Source organism: Bdellovibrio sp. 22V, assembly GCF_030169785.1.
GTDB lineage: Bacteria > Bdellovibrionota > Bdellovibrionia > Bdellovibrionales > Bdellovibrionaceae > Bdellovibrio.
This window is the reverse complement of record NZ_CP125854.1, coordinates 2,824,615-2,847,320: the sequence shown is the minus strand read 5'-3', so window position 1 is coordinate 2,847,320 and position 22,706 is coordinate 2,824,615. Positions and strand designations below refer to the sequence as shown.

Below are 22,706 nucleotides of genomic sequence, written 5' to 3'. Positions count from 1 at the left end.
AGACTATGAAAAAAGCGTCGCACGTCGTTTTAACATCGCATTCGACCCATGTTTTTAAAGACAGTTTACCGGTGCACTGGGGCGCCAAAGAACCGATGCAAAGGGGGCCCATCGTCGCCTCTTTGACGGACACCAAAAAAAGAAATGCCATCGGCACGCATAGCGGAAGTTATGCAGTTTATCGCGCCCTGTCCATCGCGCAGGGAAAATACTCGACACGCCATAAACCGGATCTTCATAACACGCAAAGCCCCGTGAAGATCGGACCTTACCCGTCGTGGTTCGATTCCGAAAAAATCGTTTCCATCGATCCGTGGGGCTTTGACGTCCCCATTCATTTTAAAAAGTTTTATGACGAGGGTTACGACGTGCGCCCGACGATTGCCGTCACTCAAGCGCATTTGCAAATTCCAGAGATTCACGACGCCATCGAACGCGGTCGTCTGAAGGTTGACGGCAAAATTATTAACGCCAACCGCGATATCAAAGTCACGAAGATCGCCTTTGAGCCCGTATGGTATTTACCCGGCATCGCAAAACGCCTGCGCGTCGACGAAGGAGAACTTCGCAAAATTCTTTTTCAAGAAACCGGAGGCATGTTCCCCGAACTTGTCACCCGCCCCGATCTTAAAGTGATGTTGCCGCCGATCGGCAGCACGACGGTTTACGTTTTCGGCGATCTTCAAGATCTTTCCAATCGCAATGTCGAACTCACCTGTCGCGTGCACGATGAGTGCAATGGATCGGATGTTTTTGGTTCGGATATTTGCACATGCCGTCCCTATTTGATTTATGGAATCGAAGACGCCGCGCGAACCGCGCAACGAGGTGGTGTCGGTGTTATCGCCTACTACCGCAAAGAAGGCCGCGCTTTGGGTGAAGTCACAAAATTCCTGGTTTATAACGCCAGAAAACGTCAGGAAGGCGGAGACTCCGCGGCGACTTATTTCCATCGCACCGAGTGTGTCGCCGGCGTTGAAGATGCGCGTTTTCAGGAACTCATGCCGGATGTTTTACATTTCTTTGGCATCACGAAAATTCACAATCTGCATTCGATGTCGAACATGAAATACGACGCCATCGTTAAAAGCGGCATTGAAGTTGTAAACCGCATTTGCATTCCTGCCGAGCTTATTCCCGCAGACGCGCAAGTCGAGATCGAAGCAAAAAAGGCCGCGGGATATTTCAATCCGGGCATCATGAAAACTCTTGAAGAAGTTCAAAGCGTGAAAGGAAGACCGATCGATGAATAATATCAACTACACCCTCAAGGATTTAGATTTTCTGCTTTCTCCTTCAGCCATCCGCCAGAGTTCCGAAAAGATCTTCGAACTCACGCAAGAGGGACAAACGCATTTTCGTTATCATCCTGATCGTTTTGCGCCCATGGTGGACTACGTTGTCGAAGTCATTCACGAAAATTATCCCGACTTAAACATTCCTCTGCACTCGCGCTGGGGACACTTCCGCATCGGCGGGACGGATCGGATCAAAACTCTTGAAGAGCGTATGGTTTATATGGATCCTATCGAAAAAGCGCGCACGAAGTTTGATCTGATCATCACGTCAGTCCTTTTGGATGCGGGTGCCGGCAATGACTGGTGCTACAAAGAATATACGACAGGCAATGTGTTTTCCCGTTCGGAAGGCTTAGCTGTCGCCAGCTTTTATCTTTTCCTTAGCGGCGCTTTTTCCGACGATTCCCAAAAACCTTTGCAAGCAACGGCGAAAGGCCTGCAGCATCTTTCTGCCGCTCAACTTTCCGCCGCCTTTCAAGTCAATGAAGGAAATCCTTTAGTGGGCATTGACGGCAGAATGCATCTGCTGCACAACCTCGGCGCAACGATCGAATACAAGAAAGACATGTTTGTCGGCGAACGCCCCGGAGGAATGGTCGATTACCTTTACAAGAAATACGGTCGCAAAGTTACAGGCCCCCAGCTTTTACGTGCGGTCCTCGACGGCATGGGAGACATCTGGCCTGGTCGCGTGAAAATTTCCGGCGTCAATCTGGGCGACATCTGGTCGTACGGAAAAGTGCCGGGCGGACTTGCCGCTTTTCACAAACTTTCTCAGTGGATGACTTACTCATTGGTAGAGCCTCTGCAAGAAGCCGGCTTTGAAGTTATCGAAATCGAAAAGCTCACCGGCTTGGCGGAATATCGCAACGGCGGCCTTCTTTTGGACCGCGGTGTGATCTCATTGAAAAACGAAGACCTCTCCAGCTTTAAACACTTTCCGGATTCTGAGTTGATTGTCGAGTGGCGCGGCCTCACGGTCTCCCTCTTGGATCGTATCGGCGATGAGGTCCGGGTCAGGCTGGGTAAAACCCCCGCGGAGTTCCCTTTGGCAAAAGTTCTTGAGGGCGGCACGTGGGCTGCCGGGCGAAAAGCCGCCCGCTCTTTACGAGCTGATTCCTCGCCGCCTCTGAAAATTGAGAGCGACGGCACCGTTTTTTAAAAGGAGATTTAAAAGTGAAACAAGTTCGAGTCATTCAACACCCCTTACTTAAACACAAGCTCGGTTATTTGCGCGATAAGAACACGTATTCCCACGAGTTTCGGGAGATTGTGAAGGAAGTATCCAAAATCCTTATTTACGAAGCCATGCGCGACTGGAAACGCCTGGATCAAGTCGCCATTGAAACCCCCATTGCCAAAGCTATGGCCGAGCGGATCGTCGATCCCCCCGTCGTTGTATCGATAATGCGAGCCGGGAACGGAATGCTGGATGCCGCTTTATCGATGATTCCGTTTGCCAGCACTGGATTTATTGGAATCTACCGTGACAAATTTATAAATAACACGGTCGAGTATTATTTTAAGATGCCTCATGATGTAAAAGGGAAAGATATTTTGCTCTGTGACCCTTTGATCGCGACAGCCGATACGATCATCGCAGCGATAGACCGCCTCAAAAGCTACGGGGTCGGGAATATCAAAGTGATCAGTATTCTTGCGAGCCAGCTGGGTCTGGAAAGAATTGAACACTTTCATCCCGATGTGGAGGTCTACACTCTCAACATCGAAAGTGAGATCAACGAGGTGGGCTACTTAGTCCCGGGACTCGGCGATGCGGGAGACAGACTCTTTCAAACGAAGTAGGTGCTCATGATAAAGCCCCATGTAATCGGTGTCGCCGGTGGGAGTGGATCAGGAAAAACTCATTTCGCCCTGGAACTGCAAAGAATCCTGGGCGCCGAGAATTGTTTGATCGTCTATCAGGACAACTATTACATCGATCAATCCGCGCGCTTCGATGGCGACGGAGGCTCTGTCAATTTTGATCACCCTAGCAGCTTGGATTTTTCTTTATTAGCGCAAGGTCTGCGCCAGCTGAAACAAGGTCAGACCATTCAAATTCCCATTTACGATTTTCACACACATTCCCGCCGCAAAGAAACCATTCGCGGCGAACCCAAAAAAATCATCCTGGTCGACGGCATTTTAATTTTGAATTCTCCGGAAGTCCGCGCGGAGTTGGACGAAGCCGTGTTCTTTGATACTCCGGAATCTTTGCGTTTCGCGCGCCGTCTGGCTCGCGACGTTCATGAACGCGGTCGCACGCCTGAAGGAGTGCGCAAGCAATTCGAATTGCAAGTTCGCCCCATGCACAATGAATTCGTAGAGCCTTCGAAAGTTCACGCGCACACACTCGTCAAAGATTTAGGCGAGTACAGCTCCGCACTCGAGGCCTTCACGGAAAGATTGTCTGTAAAGCTTTTTAATTAACCGGGGTTTCCTTCCATGAAAAAAACAATGTTCGTCAGCGTCTTCAGTCTTGGACTTTGGGGCTCTTTTTTTGCCGAAACGGCATTTGCAAAACAAGTCGATCTGCGCGCTTTTCAAACTCCCGCAAAAGAACAGGGACGTCGCGACACTTGCGCTTATTTCGCAACGACGGCGCTTGTTGAAGGCGCGATCAAAGCTCACTTTGGCCAGGAATACGATATCTCGGAAGAGTTCGAAATCTTTCGCCACAAAGTTTTAAACCCTTGGCGTCCCGAAGTCGAGTTTGGCAACACCTATGATTTAATGAAAAGTTTCGCCGACAACTTGATCGTTTACCCGGAAGCAGTTCTTCCCTATCAAAATAGCAGCCCTGATTTCACAAAACCTCTGTCTGCGGAGCAAATGGATTTTTACAACCTGAAGAAAAAATCCGTGCCTGTGATTGAGTATCGCAGCCTCAAATTTAAACAACTCACGAAGATGTGGGTGAATCGTCCGTGGTCGACTCTTGTGATGGCGGAGCTCGATCAGAAAAGACCGGTCGTGATCACTTTGAAAGTCGCGATTCCGCACGTCGACGATAAAAAAGGCACTTTCACATACAACGACGCCATCAATGCTCAATGCGACTCGGGCCAAATTCCCTGCGGCGGGCATGCCGTTTTATTAGTCGGCTATGATGATGAACGCCGTCTTTTTATGTTCAAAAATTCGTGGGGCCCGACATGGGGCAATGAAGGCTATGGCTACGTGACATTTGACCACGTCGACGCCTATTCTGATCAGGCTTTGACGGCGTTTTTTGACAAACTCTCCGGTCCTATGGTGAGAGTGCGAACGCCCTAGCTTAAAATAACCAACATGGAACAAGAAAAAACCGTCAGTACTTTTGAGGATAAAAAATGGTTTGAGCTTTTTAGCAATAAAGCTCGCGTGCTGTATCCTCATTCGGATCCCTCGCACGATTATCTGCACGTCATGCGGGTCGTGAACACGGCAAAGACTTTGTGTCTGGCGGAAAATGCTGACTGGGCCGTCGTGATGCCGGCGGCGTTCTTTCATGATTACATCAACGTTCCAAAAAACGATCCACGTCGCCCCTATGCTTCGCAACTTTCAGCCGAAGCCGCCATTGAGTACCTGAAGTCTGTCGGCTATCCCGAGGCTTATTACGAGCGTATTCGTCATGCTATTGAAGCGCACAGCTACAGCGCCGAGATCAAAGCGGAAACACTCGAGGCAAAGATCGTCCAAGACGCCGATCGCCTCGACAGCCTTGGTGCTATCGGTATCGCTCGCTGTTTTGCCACGTCGTCTTTAATGAGCCGACCTTTTTACGCCGAAGAGGATCCCTGGGCCGAATCTCGAAATCTTGACGATAAGAACTACGGTTTAGATCACTTTTTTCAAAAGCTTTTTAAGCTGGTCGATCATCTCAACACGCCGACCGCAAGACAGGAAGGCGAACATCGCATCGCTTTCATCAAAACTTACTTGGATCAAATTAAAAGAGAGATTTAGACTTTTTCTTCTTCGAACATGGGCGCGGAAGCATTCTCGATAATTCCCGCCTGGTGCACGAACTCTTTCATCAGCATAGCCAGCGCCGCCGTTTTTTCCGGAGACATTCCCTGCAAAGAGTCGATCATTTCTTCCTGAATCGTGCGCGGAATTTCACCGAGCTTTTTAAGTCCTTCTTCCGTCAAAGATACGATCACGCGACGGGAGTCCTCTTTGGAAATCGCGCGGAGAACTAAGCCTTGCTCTTCCAATTTTTTGACGACAACAGAAACCGAGCTCTGATGAGTCGTAGTTCTCGCCGAGAGATCATTGATGGAAAGACCTGGTTCTTCTTTTAATTTTTTTAAAACAAAAATCTGTGCAGCACTTAAACCGATTTGTTTTTCGAATTGGCTTGAAGACACGCGTAGAGCTTTAAAAATATGGCGAATGTAGTCCATAACTTCATTCACTTCAGAACGATAACCAGAAAACGAGGACTTGTTCATAAACCTCATTTAGTACGATTCAATCTTAACAAGCAACTGCAAATTTATATGAGAACTCATATATGACGGTTCGCAAAGTCAAAGAGCTGTTACGTCGATCACCGTGGGAAGCCCTAGAGCTGCGGCTCCTGGCGCTTGAGAAAAATCGATTTTATAAGCGCGAAGAGCGATGCTGTTTTCGTCACTACTCCGTTCGGATGAGCCGTAAAGCTTATCGCCGACAATAGGAAAGCCATGACGGCTTAAATCGAATCTTAACTGATGCGAACGCCCTGTCACAGGCTGCAAATCCCATATTTGGTATCCCTTGGAGTTCACACCTAAATACTTCGCCAGTGTCAGACTGTCCTTACCTTGCGCACTCTCAAAGGCGCGTTTTTTTCCGCGCAAAATTTTGCATCTCCATTCGAACGATTGTTGTAAATGCAAGTCAATTGCTAAGCGAGGATTTGGAACGTTCGCTGGAATATGAGAAAAGCTCTGTCCTGTTGTGAGCGCGCGATAAGTTTTCTGCACCTGTTTTTTCTCAAACCAGGAATTGGCTTTGCGATGAGCGTCCGCATTCTTTGCATACATCACAAGGCCGGAAACTTCGAAGTCCAAACGATGTACAGGATAGATTTGTATTTTAAGTTGTTCTTGAAGTTGTGTACCAAGACATTCTCTCGCATCGTTGTCTTCAAAGCGGCTGGGTGTGGAAAGCACGCCGCTTTTTTTATCGCAAACAACGAAATGAGAATTTTCGAAAACGATAGAAATCATTTTTTCTTGATACCGATAAGAAAGATCTCTTTAGAAATTTTGCGAGTTGAATCCGGACGAACAGCTTCAAACTTTGTAAAAGACTTTTTGATTTCGTCGCGAAGTTTACCGAAGTCATCACTGTGAAAAAGTTTGCAAACAAAGTGGCCGTCTTTTTTTAGAAAACGACGAGCGACATCTAAAGCCAGTTCACAAAGTTCCATAGAGCGCGCCTGGTCTGTCAAACGAATGCCGGTCGTCTTCGGCGCCATGTCTGAAAGTACAAGATCAAAAGGGGGTTCGAATCCGTGCTCTTTAAAAATCTCTTCCAAATTTAAATCGCGCAAATCCGCTTGAATGAAAACGGCGTTTTTTAAACTGACTGTGACCGGGCTTAAATCCACGCCTAACACACGCCCTTTTTCGCCCGCCATTCTTGAGGCATATTGCGACCACGAACCTGGGGAAGCACCCAAATCCAAAATCGTCTGGCCGGGCTTAAACAATTTGTACTTCTTGTCGATCTCTTCGAGCTTAAAAACGGAGCGCGCCGCGAAGTTTTCTTGTTTAGCTTTTTTGAAATAATGATCGCGAGGATTGTAAGTCATATTGAGGGTTTATGTCTCTTTCCCTGGGCAAAGTCCACTACTTCTTTCCGACTTTCCCTTAAGGCTGGATTTATCTTAGAAAAGATTCATTATTCCGTCTTAAGAGCGGGCTCTTTAACCAAAGCCAAAAGCGCGCCGCCCGAGATAAATAAAACCAAAAGCCCCATCATTCCCAAGCGTGAATTCCCTGTCACCGTCACACCGACAGCGACCACGAGCGGTCCCAAAATCGACGCAAAACGCCCCACGAGATTGAAAAGTCCAAAGTACTCTCCGCTTTTTTCTTTCGGGCTCATTCGGCCAAAAAGAGAACGACTCAAAGACTGCACGCCCCCTTGCACCATCCCGATAATCGTCGCTAAAAGATAGAAATGCCACGCCTGGGACATCCACGTCGCCGCAATCACCGTGAGCGCGTAAATCGCGATGCACACCAAAATCGGTTTGCGTGCGCCCCAACGTTTTGTCACTGTTCCAAAATAATAAGCACACGGAAAACCAATAAACTGCGTGATCAAAAGCGCCGCAATGAGGTCTTTCGACTCAAGCCCAATAGAGACGCCATAATCCACGGCCATCGTCATCACCGTGTACACGCCGTCGATGTAAAGCCAGTAAGAGATCATGTAGATAAGAAGATTTTTTTCAAGATAAAGCTCGCGCAGAGTTTTCTTCAGTGTCGCAAAACTTTGTTGAGTCAGCAGAAAAATATTTTTAGAAGTGCCGTCTGCGGCAGGCTCAGGAACATTTTTCGCCAGAGGAAAAGAAAATACCAGCCACCATACCGCCACCGTTAAAAAAGAAATTTTAATCGCGGCCGGCCCGTCGGCGATGCCGAAGCTTGCAGGAAACAAGTACATCAAGACATTGATAAGAAAAAGAACGCCTCCACCTAAGTAACCCATGGCATAACCCAAGGAAGATGCGTAATCCATCATCTTGCCTTCCGCCACATAAGGCAGAAGAGAATCATAGAAAACGCTTGCGGCATTAAAAGCCATCATCGCAAGACCGTAGGCCCAGATGGCACTCCACCAGTCCCCTGCCGGAATAAAGCCCATCCAGGCACACGACAATACACCGAGCAATGTGAAGATCATGCAGAAAAGTTTTTTGTAGCCGTTCATATCGGCGATGACGCCAAGAGTGGGACTCAAAAGCGCGACAAACAAACTGGAAACAGAAATCGCTGTCCCTAAGCGCGCGGTTGTAACGATGGAATCCGTTCCGTGACTCCAGTACATCTTAAAAAAGATGGGAAAAAAACCGGCCATGACTGTTGTGGAGTAAGCGCTATTGGCCCAATCGTAAAGAGCCCAACTAAAGATTTTTTTCTTCTGCACTCGATCCATTTTTCCTCCGGCTTCCTTCAAAGAGAACACGGAAAGAGGAAGAACGGAAGAAGAAAATAGTGATCAACAAAGTCATTAAAAACATCAAGCTCGACAAAGCATTCAGCTTGGGGCTGACCCCCATTTTCATTGCGGTGTAAAGCTTCACCGGCAGCGTATCCTGCCCGGCTCCGTTAACAAAGTACGTGATTAAGAAATCGTCGAACGAAAGTAAAAAGCTTAGAATAAATCCCGCCGAGATCGCAGGTTTCAATAGCGGCAAAAGAATGGACGTCTGAATCTGCCAAGAACTCGCACCCAAATCACGAGCCGCATCTTCATAAGAAACATCCAAAGCGGTCAAGCGGGCTCCCACTGTCATCATCACATACGAAATAGAAAAACTGACATGCGCGATGATAACCGTCCACAAACTCAGTTCCATTTTTATCAGAAAGAACAAAGACAGCAGCGAAAGAGCAAAAACTATTTCCGGAAAAACCAACGACGTCAAAGACAAGGCGCTCACAGCATATCGCCAAGTCTTTTCGTTCGAACGCAGCCCCATAGCCGCGGCCGTCCCCAAAAGCGTCGCCAAAAAACTAGCGGCACCCGCGACCAGCACGCTGTTAAGAAGACTTTGCATCCACGCGCTCTCAGAGAGAACTTCCGCAAACCACCGCAAACTGAAAGAAGTACCGCCTGCTTCTTTCACCACCAGCGCACCGAGAATCATCACGGCGATCGGCAGATAAAGGAAAAACAAAAGGATCCAATGCACACATCGCGCGAACAAAGGGGCCGCCGGGCGACTTCTTTCGACGGGCTTCATGCTTTGCTCCCGCGCTTTTGCATGACAAAAACAATCGCCAGTAAAATCACCATCATCACCACCGAGAGAGCTGACCCCAAAGGCCAGTCCCGCGATTTTAAAAACTGTTCGGTGATAAGGTTTCCGTAAAGCATGGTCTTCGCGCCGCCAAGAAGATCCGGAATCACGTATTCGCCAAGGGCCGGAATAAACACCAGCAAGGATCCGCTCCACAAAGCTTTTTTCAAATTCGGCAAAATTACGGTGAATAGAATTTTCCACGCACCGGCCCCCAAATCCTGTGCAGCTTCGACAAGCTGATAGTCGAATTTTTCGAAGGCTCCGTACAAAGGAAAAACCATGTACGGCAAATAGGTCGTCACCATTCCGTATACAACAAGAGCTTTGTTTTGCGTCAGTGCATAAGGGTCAAACTCAATTCCGCTCCACGAAAGCGCCGACTGTAAGGGGCCTTCGACTCCGACAAAAACTCGAATCGCATAGATACGAATAATCAGATTGGTCAAAAATGGCAAAGCCAAAGCCATCACATAAAACGGACGCCACCGCGCCGGAGCCGTCGCCATCGACCACGCAACAAGAACTCCGAGAAACAAACAAAGAATCGTCGTTAACAATGACAGCTTTAAACTTTCAAAAAGAATTCCGGCATAGGCTTCGGAAAAAACGCGCCCATAATTTTTAAAGCTAAAAAGCCACTCGATACCACCATAAGTTCCGCGGGTAGCAAAGCTCACTGCCGCAACGATAAGAACAGGCGCTAAAATAAAACTTAAAAACCACAGCAAGGCTGGCAACAGCAGATAATCTTTAAACTTCATCGAGGGCGGTCCCCAAAGACCATAGCTTTACGAACATAGGCTTCGAGGCTCATACCGATGCGCGCTTGTTCCGGCGGTAAATTGAATTTGCCTTTGATCAGACTGCCGTCCCCTAAGCGAATCGTCGCAAGATCCTCACTGATCTCCACCAGCTCCCCTTTGAGACAGGTTGTCGCCTCGACAAACTGTGCGGCGAAAATAGTTTCGGGGTTTTCATAGATTTCGCGCGGAGAGCTCACATGCTCCAACACACCGTGATTCATGATGCCAATACGATCGGAAAGAGCCAGGGCTTCTTCCTGGTCATGGGTCACACAAATAAACGTTAAGCCAAGTTTGCGTTGTAAAGCCCGCAATTCTTTTTGCATGTGCTCGCGCATACGCTGGTCCAACGCGGACAGGGGCTCATCCAGCAAAAGCACTTTGGGCTCATTCACCAGCGCGCGCGCCACGGCAACTCGCTGACTTTGCCCGCCGGAAAGAGTTTCAGGCTTGCGATCGCGAAACTCGGCCATGTCGACCAAAGCCAAGACCTCGGCGACCTTCGCTTCAATGTGATCGCGATGAAGCTTTTTAAGCTTCAGACCGTAAGCGATGTTCTCGCCGACCGTCATATGCGGAAAAAGAGCGTAACGCTGAAAAACCATGTTGAAGGGGCGTTGTTGCGCCGGAAGTGTGTCGATGCGTTGCCCATTAAAGAGAATTTTTCCCTCGCAGGCTTTTTCGAGACCGGCAATGATTCTAAGCAGAGTGGTTTTCCCGCAGCCGCTGGGACCGAGTAAAGAGAAAAACTCTCCCTCGCCGATCGAAAGGTTGATTCCCTTCAAGGCTGTTTGACTGGAAAAACTTTTGCCTATATTCAGAATCTCTAACATTCTTCAACAATAAGAAGGAATTGAAACAATGTCGAGAATATTGATCGCTGGAATGATTCTTTGTGCGCTTCTCACGGCCTGCACGAAAAAACAAACGGCAGAGACAGCTCAGGAAGTAAATCTGTCGATTTGGGGCAACTACTTGTCTCCTGAATTACAGGCTCAGTTTGAGAAACAAACGGGAATCAAACTCAACATTTCAAACTATTCCTCAAATGAAGAGCTTCTCGCTAAAGTTCAGATGGGGGCTTCCGGTATTGATGTCGCCGTTCCGTCTGATTACATGGTCGATATCATGCGCAAGATGAGTTTGCTGGAACCTTTGAAGGCCGAGCTTCTTCCGAACCGTGATTTGGTTTCCGCCGATTTCCTAAAACAAAGCTTTGATCCCGAAAATCAGTTTTCCATGCCTTATACCTGGACAACTTCGGGAATCGCCGTAAACCGCGATGTCTTTAAAGGGACGGTGACGGGCTGGAAGGATCTTCTCGATAATCCGCAGCTTAAAGGCAAATTCGCGCTGCTTGACGATGTCCGTGAAACGACAGGCGCGGCTCTTAAAATGCACGGTTATAGCGTTAACACCGTGAAACCAGAAGAACTCGCAAAAGCCAAGGCGACTTTGCTGGCGGCTAAAAAGAACATCAAAATGTTTGCTTCTGACACGATCGACATTTTGAACAACAAGGAAGTGGTGGCGGCGCAAGCGTACTCTTCCGATGCTTTACAGGCGGCTGCGAAAGCCCCCGGCCGTATTGAATATTTGATTCCCGCAGAAGGCAGCACGATGGCGATCGATAATCTTGTCATTATCAAAGGCGCAAAACACATCGAGGCGGCTCATAAACTTATCAATTTTCTTTTAAGTGAAGAGGCGGAGCTGGCGAAAGTGAAAACAACTTTGAGCGGGCCGGTTCTTAAGAACACACAAGCCCTTTTGCCCAAAGACTTGCAAAACAACAAAGCTCTTTTTCCCGAGTTAAAAACGCTGCAAAAGCTTGAGCGCATCCAAGACTTAGGCGACAACAACAAACTTTACGAGGACGTCTGGCTGGAAGTAAAAACGAAATAGTTTTATTTCTGCGCGGGCGTGGCCGCCGACACAGGAGGAGGCTCTCCTAAGAGCTTCCCGGCGGTTTCTACAGCCTTCACCTCTTCGCCCTTAAACTCCACATAAAGACACACACCGCCGATCAGCGAGAACGCCACACCCAGCGTGAGATAAACAATGACGCTTCTCCGATCTTGTTTGAAGAGATAATAACTAAGGCCTGCGAGTATCAATATGGGACCCATCACGGCCGTACCCGCGAGGATCTGTCGAAGCGCGAAAGCTCCGAGCTCTGTATTCATAACCTTACCACCTACGTTCAATCTTGGTTATTCTGTAGAACTCTTCGGCAGGACCAGACGGTTTCTTGATGGAATATGCAAGGTTTATGACGACGGCGAAAGGATTTAATCTATCCAACTAAAAACGAGACACCACGGCATCTGGTTTTGAGACGAGAGTGAGATGATTCAAGCCCGGAAGAATTTCAACGGGAACTCCGGCCTCGGTGAAGATCTGACGATGCACTTCCGGGCGCGCCACTTCTTCATCCGTCCCCGTCAGAACTTTGAGCGCAGGACGAAGGCTTTGCAAGCGAGCAACAAGATCTTCAGGCGCCTGCACGGCTGCCAGGAACTCGGGACTGTAAGAAAGCTTTTCTTGGCCCGAGCGAAAATTTTCCGGCATATTCACGCGAAAGCCGCCTTCTTCTGTCAGCGAGATCCAACCGCCAAAACCTTCTTGGAAAGAATGAAATGACAATGGCAGATGCGGCGCTAACGCCACGAAGTTTGCAAACTGAGTTCGAATATCCGAAACAGCCACCCGCAAAACAAAACCGCCCCCTAAAGAGTGCCCCGCTAAAGTGATGCGACTGACGGCTCTTTGCATACGCAGGTGAATGATCAGCTCTTCCAGATCGATTTCTAACTGCGCGGGTTTTATTTTATCAGAGAGAGGCAAAGAGATTCCATGCCCACGAAAATCCGGCGTCACCACAGTGCCTAATCCCGCCGCCGCCAAAGCGGAGGCTAAGACACACATGTAACGGCTGTCACTTCCCACCCCGTGATAGAGGATGATCAGATCTTCGGACCAAGCGGGATAAAGACGGTAAGATAAAACGTCCCCTTGGCGCGTGCGAAAAGATTCCTGAGGGGCTAATTTCCCCAAAGGAATCTTAAAACTTCGCAGATCCAAGGAGCCGCTCATTAAGCCATCTGCTCCTGTTTCTTTTTGTGATGATAGTATTCGTAGTCGCCTTCGTAGATGCGGATTTGATTTTTATCCACCTCAAAGACACGTGTCGTGATAGCGCGCAAGAAGTGTCTGTCATGGCTTACGATGATAACGGTGCCTGGGAAGTTTTTTATCGCCTCCAACAAGACTTCGCGGGATTTGATATCCAAGTGATTCGTCGGCTCATCGAGAATCAAAAGATTCACTGGTTGCGCCAGGATCGTCGCTAAAACAACGCGGGATTTTTCACCGCCGGAAAGAATGGAGATTTTTTTCTCTGCCTCTTCGCCAGAGAATTTAAACGCTCCCAATAAGCTGCGCACAAAACCCATGCCCGCATTCGGGATGCGAGAGTGGACTTCGTCCAGAATCGTGGCTTTAGGATCCAGAACGTCCAAAGAGTTTTGACTGAAGTAACCCACATTGATCGAAGCCCCCAAAGTCATTTTACCTTCGGTCGGGTCTGCGTGACCTGCGATGATTTTTAGAAGCGTGGACTTCCCGGCACCGTTCACTCCCACAAGAGCAATACGGTCCATGCGTTTCACCAAGGCATTGGCGCCCGAAAAGACCAGCTTTTCTTTGCCGTCATCGCGCTTCCAGATTTTTGCGAGGTTTTCAAACTTCACGACTTCTTCCCCGCCACGCGGTGGAACCGGCCATTCGAACTTGATCTCGTCCTCTTCAGGCGGAATTTCGATGCGATCGATTTTTTCCAATTTCTTTACACGTGATTGCACTTGCGCCGCATGCGAAGCGCGGGCTGCGAAACGCGCGATGAATTCTTCTTCTTTCGCAAGCATGTCTTCCTGGCGTTTGGCCGCTGCAATCAACTGCTCTTTGCGGATGTCGCGTTCTCTTTCATAGAAATCGTAATTGCCGCCGTACACGGTGATAGTTTTATTGGCAATCTCGACGATTTTGGAAACCAGGCGATTCATGAAGTCACGGTCATGGCTTGTCATAAGGATGGCGCCTTTATAGTTCACGAGCCACTCTTCAAGCCATACGATCGATTCGACGTCCAAGTGATTCGTCGGTTCGTCCATCAGCAAAACTTCGGGATTCAAAGCAAGAATTTTCGCCAAAGCAATACGCATTTTCCAACCGCCCGAAAAACTTTCGGTGGGACGATGGTAATCGTCAGGCCCAATACCTAAACCCGTCAAAATTTCCGCCGCGCGAGATTCAAGATCGTAACCGCCCAAGCGCTCAAACTCTGCTTGCAGCTCCCCGTACTCTTCCAGGATTTTGGTCATCTCATCCGCATCCAGTTCCGGATCCGCGAGCTTCACTTCGCACTCTTGCATGCGCGTTTGCATGTCGCCGATATTGCCGACAGCGGACTTCACTTCCTCTAAAGCGGAACGGCCTCTCATGTCTTCGATGTTTTGCGAGAAATAGCCGATCACGGTGCGATCGGATTTAGAAACGGTGCCCCCGTCGATGCCCTCTTCGCCCATGATGATACGAAAGATCGTGGTTTTACCGGCGCCGTTAGGACCGACAAGACCGATTTTCTCTCCCGCATTGATCTGAAAAGAGCCGTTGCGATAGAGAATCTTATTACCCTGCTGTTTGCTGATATTCGATAAGTGAATCATGTGTCCCTGTATATCTTGAATTCAGCTCATGAGTCTACACGGAAATCCCCGGTCTTTCCCTCGAAGGCTTCGGAAACCCAGCTCTTTGTCGCCTTTTTCAGCAGAATGTGAGAGCGTCTATAGCGCTTAAGACACACTAGAGAATATGCGAGGGTGCAAATAGTTCATAGTCGAGCTAAAGCCAAAAAATAGCGAGCTTTTACCCTCGACATCGTTTATCTTGAGCCACTCTTTTTCTGAAAGGTTCCCTTTAATGACTCCATTGACAACGCTCGATAACTTCGAAAGCTTTGGCCTCAGCGCGCCCGTATTGGCGGCTATGCAGGACATGGGCTTTACGACGCCTACTCCTATCCAACGCCAAGCTTTGCCTCTTTTGCTCGCAGGAGCTCAAGATTTTATCGGCCTTGCTTCAACTGGAACTGGTAAAACTGCCGCATTCGGCATTCCTCTCGTCGAAAACATCGACGGCACAAGCAAAGACACGCAAGCTCTGGTGATGAGCCCAACACGTGAGTTGGCTCTGCAAGTGGCTGAGCAATTGACTTTGCTTGGTAAGAAAAAAGGTCTTCGTGTTGTGACGATTTATGGTGGCGCCAGCTACCGCACACAAATCGAAGGCATCAAAAAAGGCGCCCACATCGTGGTCGCAACTCCAGGCCGCTTGGTGGATTTCCTTGATCAGAAAATCATCAAACTGCAAAAAGTAAAAACCGTTGTTTTGGATGAAGCGGACGAAATGCTTTCTATGGGCTTCAAAGAAGACCTAGAAACAATTCTCAAAGCGACTCAGCCGGAAGAAAGCGATTCGCAACGTGCGGCTTGCCGTACTTGGCTTTTCTCTGCAACGATGAGCAACGAAGTTCGCCGTTTGGCTGACCTTTACCTTGAAAGCCCTGAAACGGTTCAAGTGAATAAGTCTGTCGGTACAGCGGACACAATCGAACAAATCTACTACACGGTGAAAAACTCCTACAAAACGGAAGTCATCGGTCGTCTTTTGCAAACTCTTCCCGAATTCTACGGCATCATCTTCTGCCAAACGAAAATGGAAGTGGCAGAGCTTGCTGACGTATTGACTCAGCGTGGATTCCCGGCGGATTCTTTGCACGGCGATAAGAGCCAGGCAGAGCGTGAAGCGACTTTGAAAAAATTTAAAGCGCGCCAAGTGAAAGTGATCGTGGCAACGGACGTTGCCGCGCGCGGTTTGGATATCAAAGATTTGACTCACGTGGTGAACCACTCTCTTCCTTGGGATGTCGAGTCTTACGTTCACCGTATCGGTCGTACAGGCCGTAACAATCAAAAAGGAACTGCCATTACTTTGGTGAACCCAGAGCAATTGAATCTTCTTCGCCGTGTGATGATCACGACGAAAGCGGTTCTTACTAAAGGCGTTGTGCCTTCCGCTGACGAAGTTGCCGGTCTTAAAATCAAAGACGTCTTAGACCGCGTAAGCACAATGGAGACAGAATCTCCAGAGTTGCAATTGGCTGGTGATTTGATCCAAGATCTTATTCAAAGCGAAGACATTGATCTTACGAAGTTCTCGAAAGAAGAGCTTTTGGCTCGCTTTATCGTGGCTTACTTCCCCAACGTGTTCGTGAAAAAAGACATCATGTTGGATTACATGGGCGATCGCATTCCTCGTGAATTGCTTCCGCGTGATCCTAACGAGAATCGTTTCACTCGCAATCGTCGTGACGGCGATCGCAGTGACCGTGGTGAGCGCAGCGACCGTGGTCCGCGCCGTTCTTTCGGCGGCCGTCGTGATGGCGGTGGCTATCGCGCTCGTTCATCAGAAGGTGGCGACAGAGACAGAGCGCCTCGTGGCGAAACTTCGGACACTCCGAAGGCTCGTTTCGCGAATCGCGACGACCGTCCCGCGCGCAGCGAAGTGACGGGTTATCGCCCGCAACGCGCGAGCAGCGATCGTCCCGAGCGCAGTGAACGCAGCGAGCGTTCCGAACGTGGCGGCGAACGCACGGAACGTCGTGACCACAGCGGCATCAAAAGATTCCGCGGTCCAAAACGTCGTTTCAAAGACTAGTCGTCTCAGAGTGATACAAGCCGTATTTTCGGCACAACCCTGTTAGACAGATAGACAATGGGAAGGTTTGATACCTTCCCATTTCTATTTTGCGGTGTTCTCACGTCCTCCCCTTTGGCATCTTCGTTGCTTTATTGTCATTGCAAGTGGAGATGCTTATGAAAACACTATTACTGACTTACGCACTTCTTATGACTTTTTCTTGGGCGCAAGCCAAGGCTCATAAAAGTGCCTCACGTATAGAAGGCTCTGCCTGCATCGAGTGTTCATCATCGACAAATCGCACACAACAACAGTTGCGCGAACTCCGCGACACAGTAACCGCTGACGCTTCCGTTGAAGATATCTTTAAAATCAATGAACGCATGGACTTTGCCGACAAGTGCGAAAACTTCGCCGATGGCGACAACTATGGACGTTGGGGTAAAATCATTATCGATGAAATGCACCGCTCCCGTTACGAAGAACTTTATAAAGGCGCGGCCGATCTCACAGCCGTGTGCCCGGCATATCCGACTTTGAACGATAACTCGAAAGAGCTTGTCTGGGTTATGGTCCTCAATGCGATGGCACACTTGGAAAGCTCTTGTGATAAAACGGAAAGAGCACAAGGTCCTAACGGTCGCCTTGTCGGTCTTTTGCAGCTTCACGATGGTCGCGAACAGGTTTACGCAAAGAATTGCCGCCGCGGTGACGGTAAAACGGCTGAAGGCACTTTCCGCTGCGGTCTTTCGATGCTCAACCAGCAATTGGCAAAAAGAGATTCTCTTTTCAGCAGAAACTCTTACTGGGATGTTTTACGCCCGCAAGCCAAGTCACAAAAATTTAAAAAGGTGAAAGCAGCCATCAGCAGACTGAGTGTTTGTAAGTAAAGACAAAAGGAGCGGCAACGCTCCTTTTTAGTTTTAAGCCGCACGGCCAAATGACAAAAGCGCCGTCTTTAAATCATCAGCCACTTCAAGTCCCCGCACGACGCCCATGCGCACCAATTTTTCCCGCAGACTTTCTTTGAGAGAACACAAACGTAAATCCGCCGGTTTCGAGCGAATCTCCCTTTGTATTTGCGCAAGAATCGGAATGGCATCCATGCTGATCGTTTCCACATCCTGGAAGTAGAGCACCACGCGACTGACTTCACTTTTTGCTAAAAGTTCTTGTCGGCAGGCCTCGAGCGACGGAATGACTTGCGGAGTGATTTCTCCGATCAAAGAGATCACCAGCATATTGTTCTTCTGATTAAAATTATAGTGAAACGACTTCTGTTCTTCCAACGTACAACTCCTAGAAATCGAATATAAATTACCATCCATTTTAACATAAATGGGAGTTCATTAAAGTTTTCTCATTCTGCTATCCCACGCTGAAACGCAAAAAACGCTTCATAACTGGACAGAGGCGGAAAGCAGAATGAAGATCGTATTTGCACGTTAACTTTTAACCGCGAGGTTCTCTATGCGTACACGGCCTGTTTTTGTTTCAGGAGGGCTGCGCACTCCTTTCGTGAAATCCATGACCACGTATATGGATGTCACTTCCACAGAGTTGATGACGACGACTCTGAAAACATTGGTTCATAAATACAAACTCGAAGGACAGATCGCAGGTGATGTCGCGTGTGGCGGCGTCATGCAAAGTTCTTCCGACTGGAACTTCACGCGTGAGTGTGTTCTCAGCTCGGGACTCCATCCGCATACGCCGGGGTATAATTTGCAACGCGCTTGCGGAACAAGTTTGGAGGCGGCCAACCATATGGCGATGAAAGTGGCTGCGCACCAAATTGAATTTGGCATTGCGGGAGGTGTGGACACCAACAGCGATCTCCCCATCATGATGTCAAAAAGTCTTGCGCATAAATTTGTCGAACTCAACGCCGCCAAAGACAGTTTTGAAAAAGCCAAAATTCTGGCGACTCTGCGCTTAGCGGATCTCAAACCGCAGATGCCCGCCGTGGTGGAGCCGCGCACAAAACTCTCCATGGGCGAGCATACCGAAAAAATGGTGCAGGAATGGAAAATCCCGCGCCAAGAACAAGATGCGCTGGCACTGAAGAGTCATCAAAATGCCGTCAAGGCCTATGAAGACGGTTTTTACAAAGACCTGGTGTTTGAATTTCATGGTCTCACGAAAGACGGTACTATTCGTCCCGACACTTCCTTGGATAAACTCGCAAAGCTCAAGCCCGCTTTTGAAAAATCAGATATCGGAACTTTGACGGCGGGCAACTCAAGTCCCCTGACGGATGGTGCCTCTGCTGTTATTTTGACAAGCGAAGAAGGCGCGAAGAAACACAACCTTCCGATGTGGGCGCGCTTCGTGGACTGCCAAGTGGCGGCAGTTAATTTCGTCGCGGGCGAGGGTCTTTTGATGGCGCCGACAATCGCGGTGAGCCAAATGCTTGAGCGCAACCGTTTGACCTTTGACGACTTCGATTTTTTTGAAATCCATGAAGCTTTTGCAGGGCAAGTCCTCTGCACCCTGAAAGCGTGGGAATCCGATGAATACTGCAAGCGGGTTCTGGGCCGAGACAAAGCTTTGGGCCCTTTAGATCGCAGTAAAATGAATTTAAAAGGCGGCAGCGTGGCTTTAGGTCATCCCTTTGGTGCAACAGGAGCCCGCATCGTCGCGACACTTGCGAAAATGCTGCACGAAAAAGGCGGTCCTCCGGGGCGAGGGTTGATTTCGATCTGCACCGCGGGAGGTATGGGCGTCACCGCTATTTTGGAGTCCGTATAAAGACCTGTTTGACAAGTTTCCCTCCTCCTAATAACTCTTTAGATCGCATCAATGGGGGAGGGTTTTTTTATGAAATTATTGACCGTGGTTCTTACGGCCTTCTTGGTATCGACATCGGCGTTTGCAGCTCCCAAAAAACAGCAACAATCAGGGCCTGTTCGAATCAATCCGACATCTTTGCGCACACTTCTTCTTTCTCGCAATATCGACATCGCGATTGCCTTGAATGAAGTTCACCAAGCCAAAGCCCGTGTAAGCCAAGCCCGTGGATCTCTTTTACCATCTGTGAATTTGGGCTCTGTGATTTCAAGCGGTCCGAGCTTCATGCTGACGTCTGTGAACTTCCTTCTTCCCTTCTTAATGCCTAGCAACTGGATGGACTTGAAGGAAAACACGCACCTTTTGCGCGCTCAAGGAACTTCCTACTACATCGCGCAGTTAAACACTTATGCTTCCGCGTATTCTTTGTATTTGACAGTGATAGGCGACATTCAATTGCGTAACGCTCTTCAAAAGCAGTACGAAAACTACAAGTCGATCGAAGAGTATCTTCGTCTGCCTGCCGAAGAAGGCATCATCAGCAAAGAAGAATACTTGCAAGCGCAAGCTCAGGCCGAGTTGGCGTTGGTGCAGGTTTCACAAGTGGACGAGTTGATCAAGCGCGAAAAAGCGTCTGTTCGCGAGATGCTTGCTCTTGAGTTAAACCAAGAGATCATTTTTGAAGATGCGAAAGTCGCGTCTTCTGAAATTGAAGGGTTAGCGCCACAAGTCGTTTTGGATCGCGTGCATGACAAATCTCCTGAAACCGCGCAAATGAACTCTTTGATCACAGCAGCTGAGTACAATAAGTGGAGCAAGGCTTTCAGTTTTCTTTCTGGCAGCTCTTTAGGAATGACTCGCCCTGTTTCCGGGGGGTCTTTCAGCTCCGTGACTCAGTCTGGCTCTGTAAGTTTTGGTTTTGGTTACTTCCCGGCTTTGGAATTGAGCAACCTCAACATTAAACAGCTGCGTTTGCGCAAACAAGAATTGAAATTGGAACAAGCGCAGTTGATTGAATCGACGTTGGGTTCTTTGCAAGAAGCGCAACGCCAGTATGCAGCGGCGGTACAAGCTGAAACGAACTTGAACCAAGTCTACAACGCGGAAGTGATGAGATACAAAGAAGGCATCACGGATCTTTTGCACGTTCTTGAAGCCGGAAATGCGCTGACGAACTCTGTCGTGAACAGAGTGAAGGCAGCGACTTCGGTTGCAAACCTGCGCATCAGCTTGCACCGTTTAACTGTCAGTGATCAATTCACCGCGATTGAAAAGTGTGAAATTGAACGCCGCAGTTCCGGCGGAATTCGCGGCAAACTTGGCCGCATCTTTAATCCTGGCAAAGATCGTGTGACACTCGATCAAGTTTGCGGCAACTAAGTTAATTCGCACAAAATAAAAAAGGGAGCCTGGAAACAGACTCCCTTTTTTTATTATTCTTGTCAGACCCGGCCTAAATAATAAATCATAGAGAGAATGCATAAACTCAGCGTTGTTCTTATCGGACTCTTAATTGCGAGTTGCTCTAGCTTGCCAAAACAAGATTCGAGGCCTGTGACAATGACATTGACCGATACCGACAGCACTCCTTTAGGAAAACGCCTGTTGCCTCGACTGGCTGAGCATCCTGGTCAGTCCGGTTTTTACGCCTTGGCGGAAGGCCCCGAAGCTTTGGTCGCACGCATTGCCTCAGTACGTGAAGCGGAAAAAAGTCTCGACCTGCAATACTATATTTGGCATGGCGATCAGAGTGGTCAGCTTCTGATGTACGAAGTTCTGCAAGCGGCCGATCGCGGAGTGCGTGTGCGCCTGCTGCTTGATGATTTGCATGGAAGCGGCTTTGACGATCCTTTAAAAGTTTTAGATTCCCATCCCAATATCGAAGTACGCATGTTTAATCCTTTTGCCTACCGCAAATGGAAAATCTTTAACGTCAATCGCTTTTCACAGTTAAACCGCCGCATGCATAACAAGGCCTTCATCGCCGACAACCAAGTCGGGATTATTGGCGGACGAAACATCGGCGACGAGTATTTCACTGCTTCGAAAGAAATGAACTTTGGTGACTTCGATACGTGGTGCCTGGGCCCAGTAGTCAAGGAGCTTTCCGCCTCGTTCGATCTTTATTGGAATCATGAATTGGCTTACAGCATTTCCACGCTCAACAAAGATCAACCGGACTTTACATTAAAGCAGCTCCGGGAGCGTTTACAAACCGAACTCACTCATCTGGAAAGCTCGCCCTACTATGCGGCTTTGCAAAACACCCACTTGCTGAAGGCCTTCAAGCACGGACATATTCCGCTTACGTGGGCGAAAAGCGATTTGCTTTATGACTCTCCCGACAAGGTAGATCCTGACAAAAAAGCACCGCCACATTTAGCATCGCAGATTCAACAGTTGTTGGGTGTCGTACAGAAAGAAGCTATTTTGATTTCCCCCTATTTCATTCCCGGGGAAAAAGGTCTTGAACAGATCAAAGAAGGACTTAAGCGCGGAGTCAAGTACACGATCCTGACAAACTCTTTAGCATCGAATGATGTGGGAACTGTTTTTGCCGGATACAAAAAGTACCGTGAAGATTTGTTGCGCGCGGGTGTGCAGTTGTACGAATTGAAAGCGCGGAATACGACAAGAAAACGCAAAGGCTCGTGGTCGCCGGGGTCCGTTTCGGGATTGCATGGCAAGGTGTACGTTTTGGACGCTGACAAGGTTCTTGTTGGATCTTTGAATTTAGATCCCCGCTCTATGGATCTTAACAGCGAAGTGGGTGTGATTATTTACTCTTCCGATATGGCCAAGCAGTTTGCTTTGGAATTGCACGAGCACTTGGCAGAGATATCTTACAAATTGTCTTGGGACGAAAAAAAAGGAAAAATTCTTTGGACCACACTGGAAGACGGCAAAGAAAAACAGTTCGACTCGGAACCCGAGGTCAGTATCTGGCGTCGCATGGGCGTGGGCTTTTTAAGTCTCTTCATTCCGGAGAGCCAACTGTGAGGTGAAATTTTGGCGCTGAAAGGATATCCTCCCGCACCTGTT

At 48.6% G+C, this 22,706-nt stretch carries 23 protein-coding genes; 12 read left to right on the top strand and 11 right to left on the bottom strand.

The features are described from left to right. Positions 1-5: 5 nt before the first annotated feature. The 6 genes from QJS83_RS13755 to QJS83_RS13730 are packed head-to-tail and all read left to right on the top strand — an operon-like array spanning position 6 to position 5,252. Positions 6-1,253, top strand: coding sequence for a GTP cyclohydrolase II (locus QJS83_RS13755; RefSeq protein WP_284605542.1), 1,248 nt, complete (start codon positions 6-8; stop codon positions 1,251-1,253). Continuing rightward, entirely contained in the window at positions 1,246-2,460 is a 1,215-nt protein-coding gene (locus tag QJS83_RS13750; RefSeq protein ID WP_284605541.1) for a URC4/urg3 family protein, read from the top strand. The genes QJS83_RS13755 and QJS83_RS13750 overlap by 8 nt, the downstream gene beginning before the upstream one ends. 14 nt (positions 2,461-2,474) lie before the next feature. After that, positions 2,475-3,104, top strand: a complete 630-nt coding sequence (gene upp / locus QJS83_RS13745; RefSeq protein WP_284605539.1) for a uracil phosphoribosyltransferase — start codon at positions 2,475-2,477, stop codon at positions 3,102-3,104. A 6-nt stretch (positions 3,105-3,110) separates the two neighbouring features. After that, positions 3,111-3,731, top strand: coding sequence for a uridine kinase (gene udk, locus QJS83_RS13740; RefSeq protein ID WP_284605538.1), 621 nt, complete (start codon positions 3,111-3,113; stop codon positions 3,729-3,731). A 15-nt stretch (positions 3,732-3,746) separates the two neighbouring features. Next, the gene (locus QJS83_RS13735) at positions 3,747-4,577 is read left to right on the top strand and encodes a C1 family peptidase (RefSeq protein WP_284605536.1); all 831 of its coding nucleotides are present in this window, start codon (positions 3,747-3,749) and stop codon (positions 4,575-4,577) included. A gap of 15 nt (positions 4,578-4,592) precedes the next feature. Next, positions 4,593-5,252 carry an HD domain-containing protein gene (locus QJS83_RS13730; RefSeq protein WP_284605534.1) on the top strand — a complete coding sequence of 220 codons (660 nt, stop codon included), beginning with the start codon at positions 4,593-4,595 and terminating at the stop codon, positions 5,250-5,252. On the opposite strand, the gene QJS83_RS13725 is transcribed toward QJS83_RS13730, so the two are convergent. The 7 genes from QJS83_RS13725 to QJS83_RS13695 all read right to left on the bottom strand — a co-directional run bounded on the left by QJS83_RS13725 (position 5,249) and on the right by QJS83_RS13695 (position 10,948). Continuing rightward, positions 5,249-5,740: a MarR family winged helix-turn-helix transcriptional regulator gene (locus tag QJS83_RS13725; protein WP_284605532.1), complete on the bottom strand. Its 492-nt coding sequence runs from the start codon at positions 5,738-5,740 to the stop codon at positions 5,249-5,251. The two genes, QJS83_RS13730 and QJS83_RS13725, sit on opposite strands and share 4 nt — an antisense overlap. Before the next feature lie 78 nt (positions 5,741-5,818). Next, positions 5,819-6,502: an RluA family pseudouridine synthase gene (locus QJS83_RS13720; RefSeq protein ID WP_284605529.1), complete on the bottom strand. Its 684-nt coding sequence runs from the start codon at positions 6,500-6,502 to the stop codon at positions 5,819-5,821. Further along, a complete protein-coding gene (locus QJS83_RS13715) occupies positions 6,499-7,089 on the bottom strand; it encodes an RlmE family RNA methyltransferase (RefSeq protein ID WP_284605527.1) in 591 nt (196 codons plus the stop codon). Before QJS83_RS13715 ends, QJS83_RS13720 begins: the two co-directional genes overlap by 4 nt. Before the next feature lie 89 nt (positions 7,090-7,178). Then, the gene (locus tag QJS83_RS13710; protein WP_284605525.1) at positions 7,179-8,441 is read right to left on the bottom strand and encodes an MFS transporter; all 1,263 of its coding nucleotides are present in this window, start codon (positions 8,439-8,441) and stop codon (positions 7,179-7,181) included. Continuing rightward, positions 8,410-9,252, bottom strand: coding sequence for an ABC transporter permease (locus tag QJS83_RS13705; RefSeq protein WP_284605523.1), 843 nt, complete (start codon positions 9,250-9,252; stop codon positions 8,410-8,412). Before QJS83_RS13705 ends, QJS83_RS13710 begins: the two co-directional genes overlap by 32 nt. Then, a complete protein-coding gene (locus QJS83_RS13700) occupies positions 9,249-10,073 on the bottom strand; it encodes an ABC transporter permease (protein WP_284605521.1) in 825 nt (274 codons plus the stop codon). The genes QJS83_RS13705 and QJS83_RS13700 overlap by 4 nt, the downstream gene beginning before the upstream one ends. Then, on the bottom strand, positions 10,070-10,948 hold the full coding sequence (locus QJS83_RS13695) for an ABC transporter ATP-binding protein (protein WP_284605519.1): 879 nt from the start codon (positions 10,946-10,948) through the stop codon (positions 10,070-10,072). The genes QJS83_RS13700 and QJS83_RS13695 overlap by 4 nt, the downstream gene beginning before the upstream one ends. 28 nt (positions 10,949-10,976) lie before the next feature. Here QJS83_RS13695 and QJS83_RS13690 point away from each other — a divergent pair, with 28 nt between their 5' ends. Beyond that, complete coding sequence (locus QJS83_RS13690; RefSeq protein WP_284605517.1) at positions 10,977-12,020, top strand: polyamine ABC transporter substrate-binding protein; 1,044 nt, start codon at positions 10,977-10,979, stop codon at positions 12,018-12,020. A gap of 2 nt (positions 12,021-12,022) precedes the next feature. On the opposite strand, the gene QJS83_RS13685 is transcribed toward QJS83_RS13690, so the two are convergent. From QJS83_RS13685 to QJS83_RS13675, 3 genes are all read right to left on the bottom strand, one after another. Next, positions 12,023-12,301 (bottom strand): hypothetical protein, encoded by a 279-nt coding sequence (locus QJS83_RS13685; protein ID WP_284605516.1) that lies wholly within the window; start codon positions 12,299-12,301, stop codon positions 12,023-12,025. A gap of 118 nt (positions 12,302-12,419) precedes the next feature. Further along, positions 12,420-13,211 carry an alpha/beta fold hydrolase gene (locus QJS83_RS13680; protein WP_284605514.1) on the bottom strand — a complete coding sequence of 264 codons (792 nt, stop codon included), beginning with the start codon at positions 13,209-13,211 and terminating at the stop codon, positions 12,420-12,422. Then, on the bottom strand, positions 13,211-14,842 hold the full coding sequence (locus QJS83_RS13675) for an ABC-F family ATP-binding cassette domain-containing protein (RefSeq protein WP_284605512.1): 1,632 nt from the start codon (positions 14,840-14,842) through the stop codon (positions 13,211-13,213). The genes QJS83_RS13680 and QJS83_RS13675 overlap by 1 nt, the downstream gene beginning before the upstream one ends. Positions 14,843-15,095: 253 nt before the next feature. Here QJS83_RS13675 and QJS83_RS13670 point away from each other — a divergent pair, with 253 nt between their 5' ends. Both QJS83_RS13670 and QJS83_RS13665 read left to right on the top strand, forming a co-directional pair. Then, a complete protein-coding gene (locus QJS83_RS13670) occupies positions 15,096-16,892 on the top strand; it encodes a DEAD/DEAH box helicase (protein WP_284605511.1) in 1,797 nt (598 codons plus the stop codon). A gap of 158 nt (positions 16,893-17,050) precedes the next feature. Then, positions 17,051-17,764 carry a hypothetical protein gene (locus tag QJS83_RS13665; protein WP_284605509.1) on the top strand — a complete coding sequence of 238 codons (714 nt, stop codon included), beginning with the start codon at positions 17,051-17,053 and terminating at the stop codon, positions 17,762-17,764. Positions 17,765-17,797: 33 nt separating this feature from the next. Here QJS83_RS13665 and QJS83_RS13660 read toward each other — a convergent pair whose 3' ends face one another. Then, entirely contained in the window at positions 17,798-18,163 is a 366-nt protein-coding gene (locus QJS83_RS13660) for an STAS domain-containing protein (RefSeq protein ID WP_284605508.1), read from the bottom strand. A gap of 181 nt (positions 18,164-18,344) precedes the next feature. Here QJS83_RS13660 and QJS83_RS13655 point away from each other — a divergent pair, with 181 nt between their 5' ends. The 3 genes from QJS83_RS13655 to QJS83_RS13645 all read left to right on the top strand — a co-directional run bounded on the left by QJS83_RS13655 (position 18,345) and on the right by QJS83_RS13645 (position 22,664). Next, a complete protein-coding gene (locus tag QJS83_RS13655) occupies positions 18,345-19,625 on the top strand; it encodes an acetyl-CoA C-acetyltransferase (protein ID WP_284605506.1) in 1,281 nt (426 codons plus the stop codon). 69 nt (positions 19,626-19,694) lie between these two features. Continuing rightward, positions 19,695-21,044, top strand: a complete 1,350-nt coding sequence (locus QJS83_RS13650; RefSeq protein ID WP_284605504.1) for a TolC family protein — start codon at positions 19,695-19,697, stop codon at positions 21,042-21,044. Positions 21,045-21,224: 180 nt separating this feature from the next. Then, positions 21,225-22,664 carry a phospholipase D family protein gene (locus QJS83_RS13645; protein WP_284608800.1) on the top strand — a complete coding sequence of 480 codons (1,440 nt, stop codon included), beginning with the start codon at positions 21,225-21,227 and terminating at the stop codon, positions 22,662-22,664. Positions 22,665-22,706: the final 42 nt, after the last annotated feature.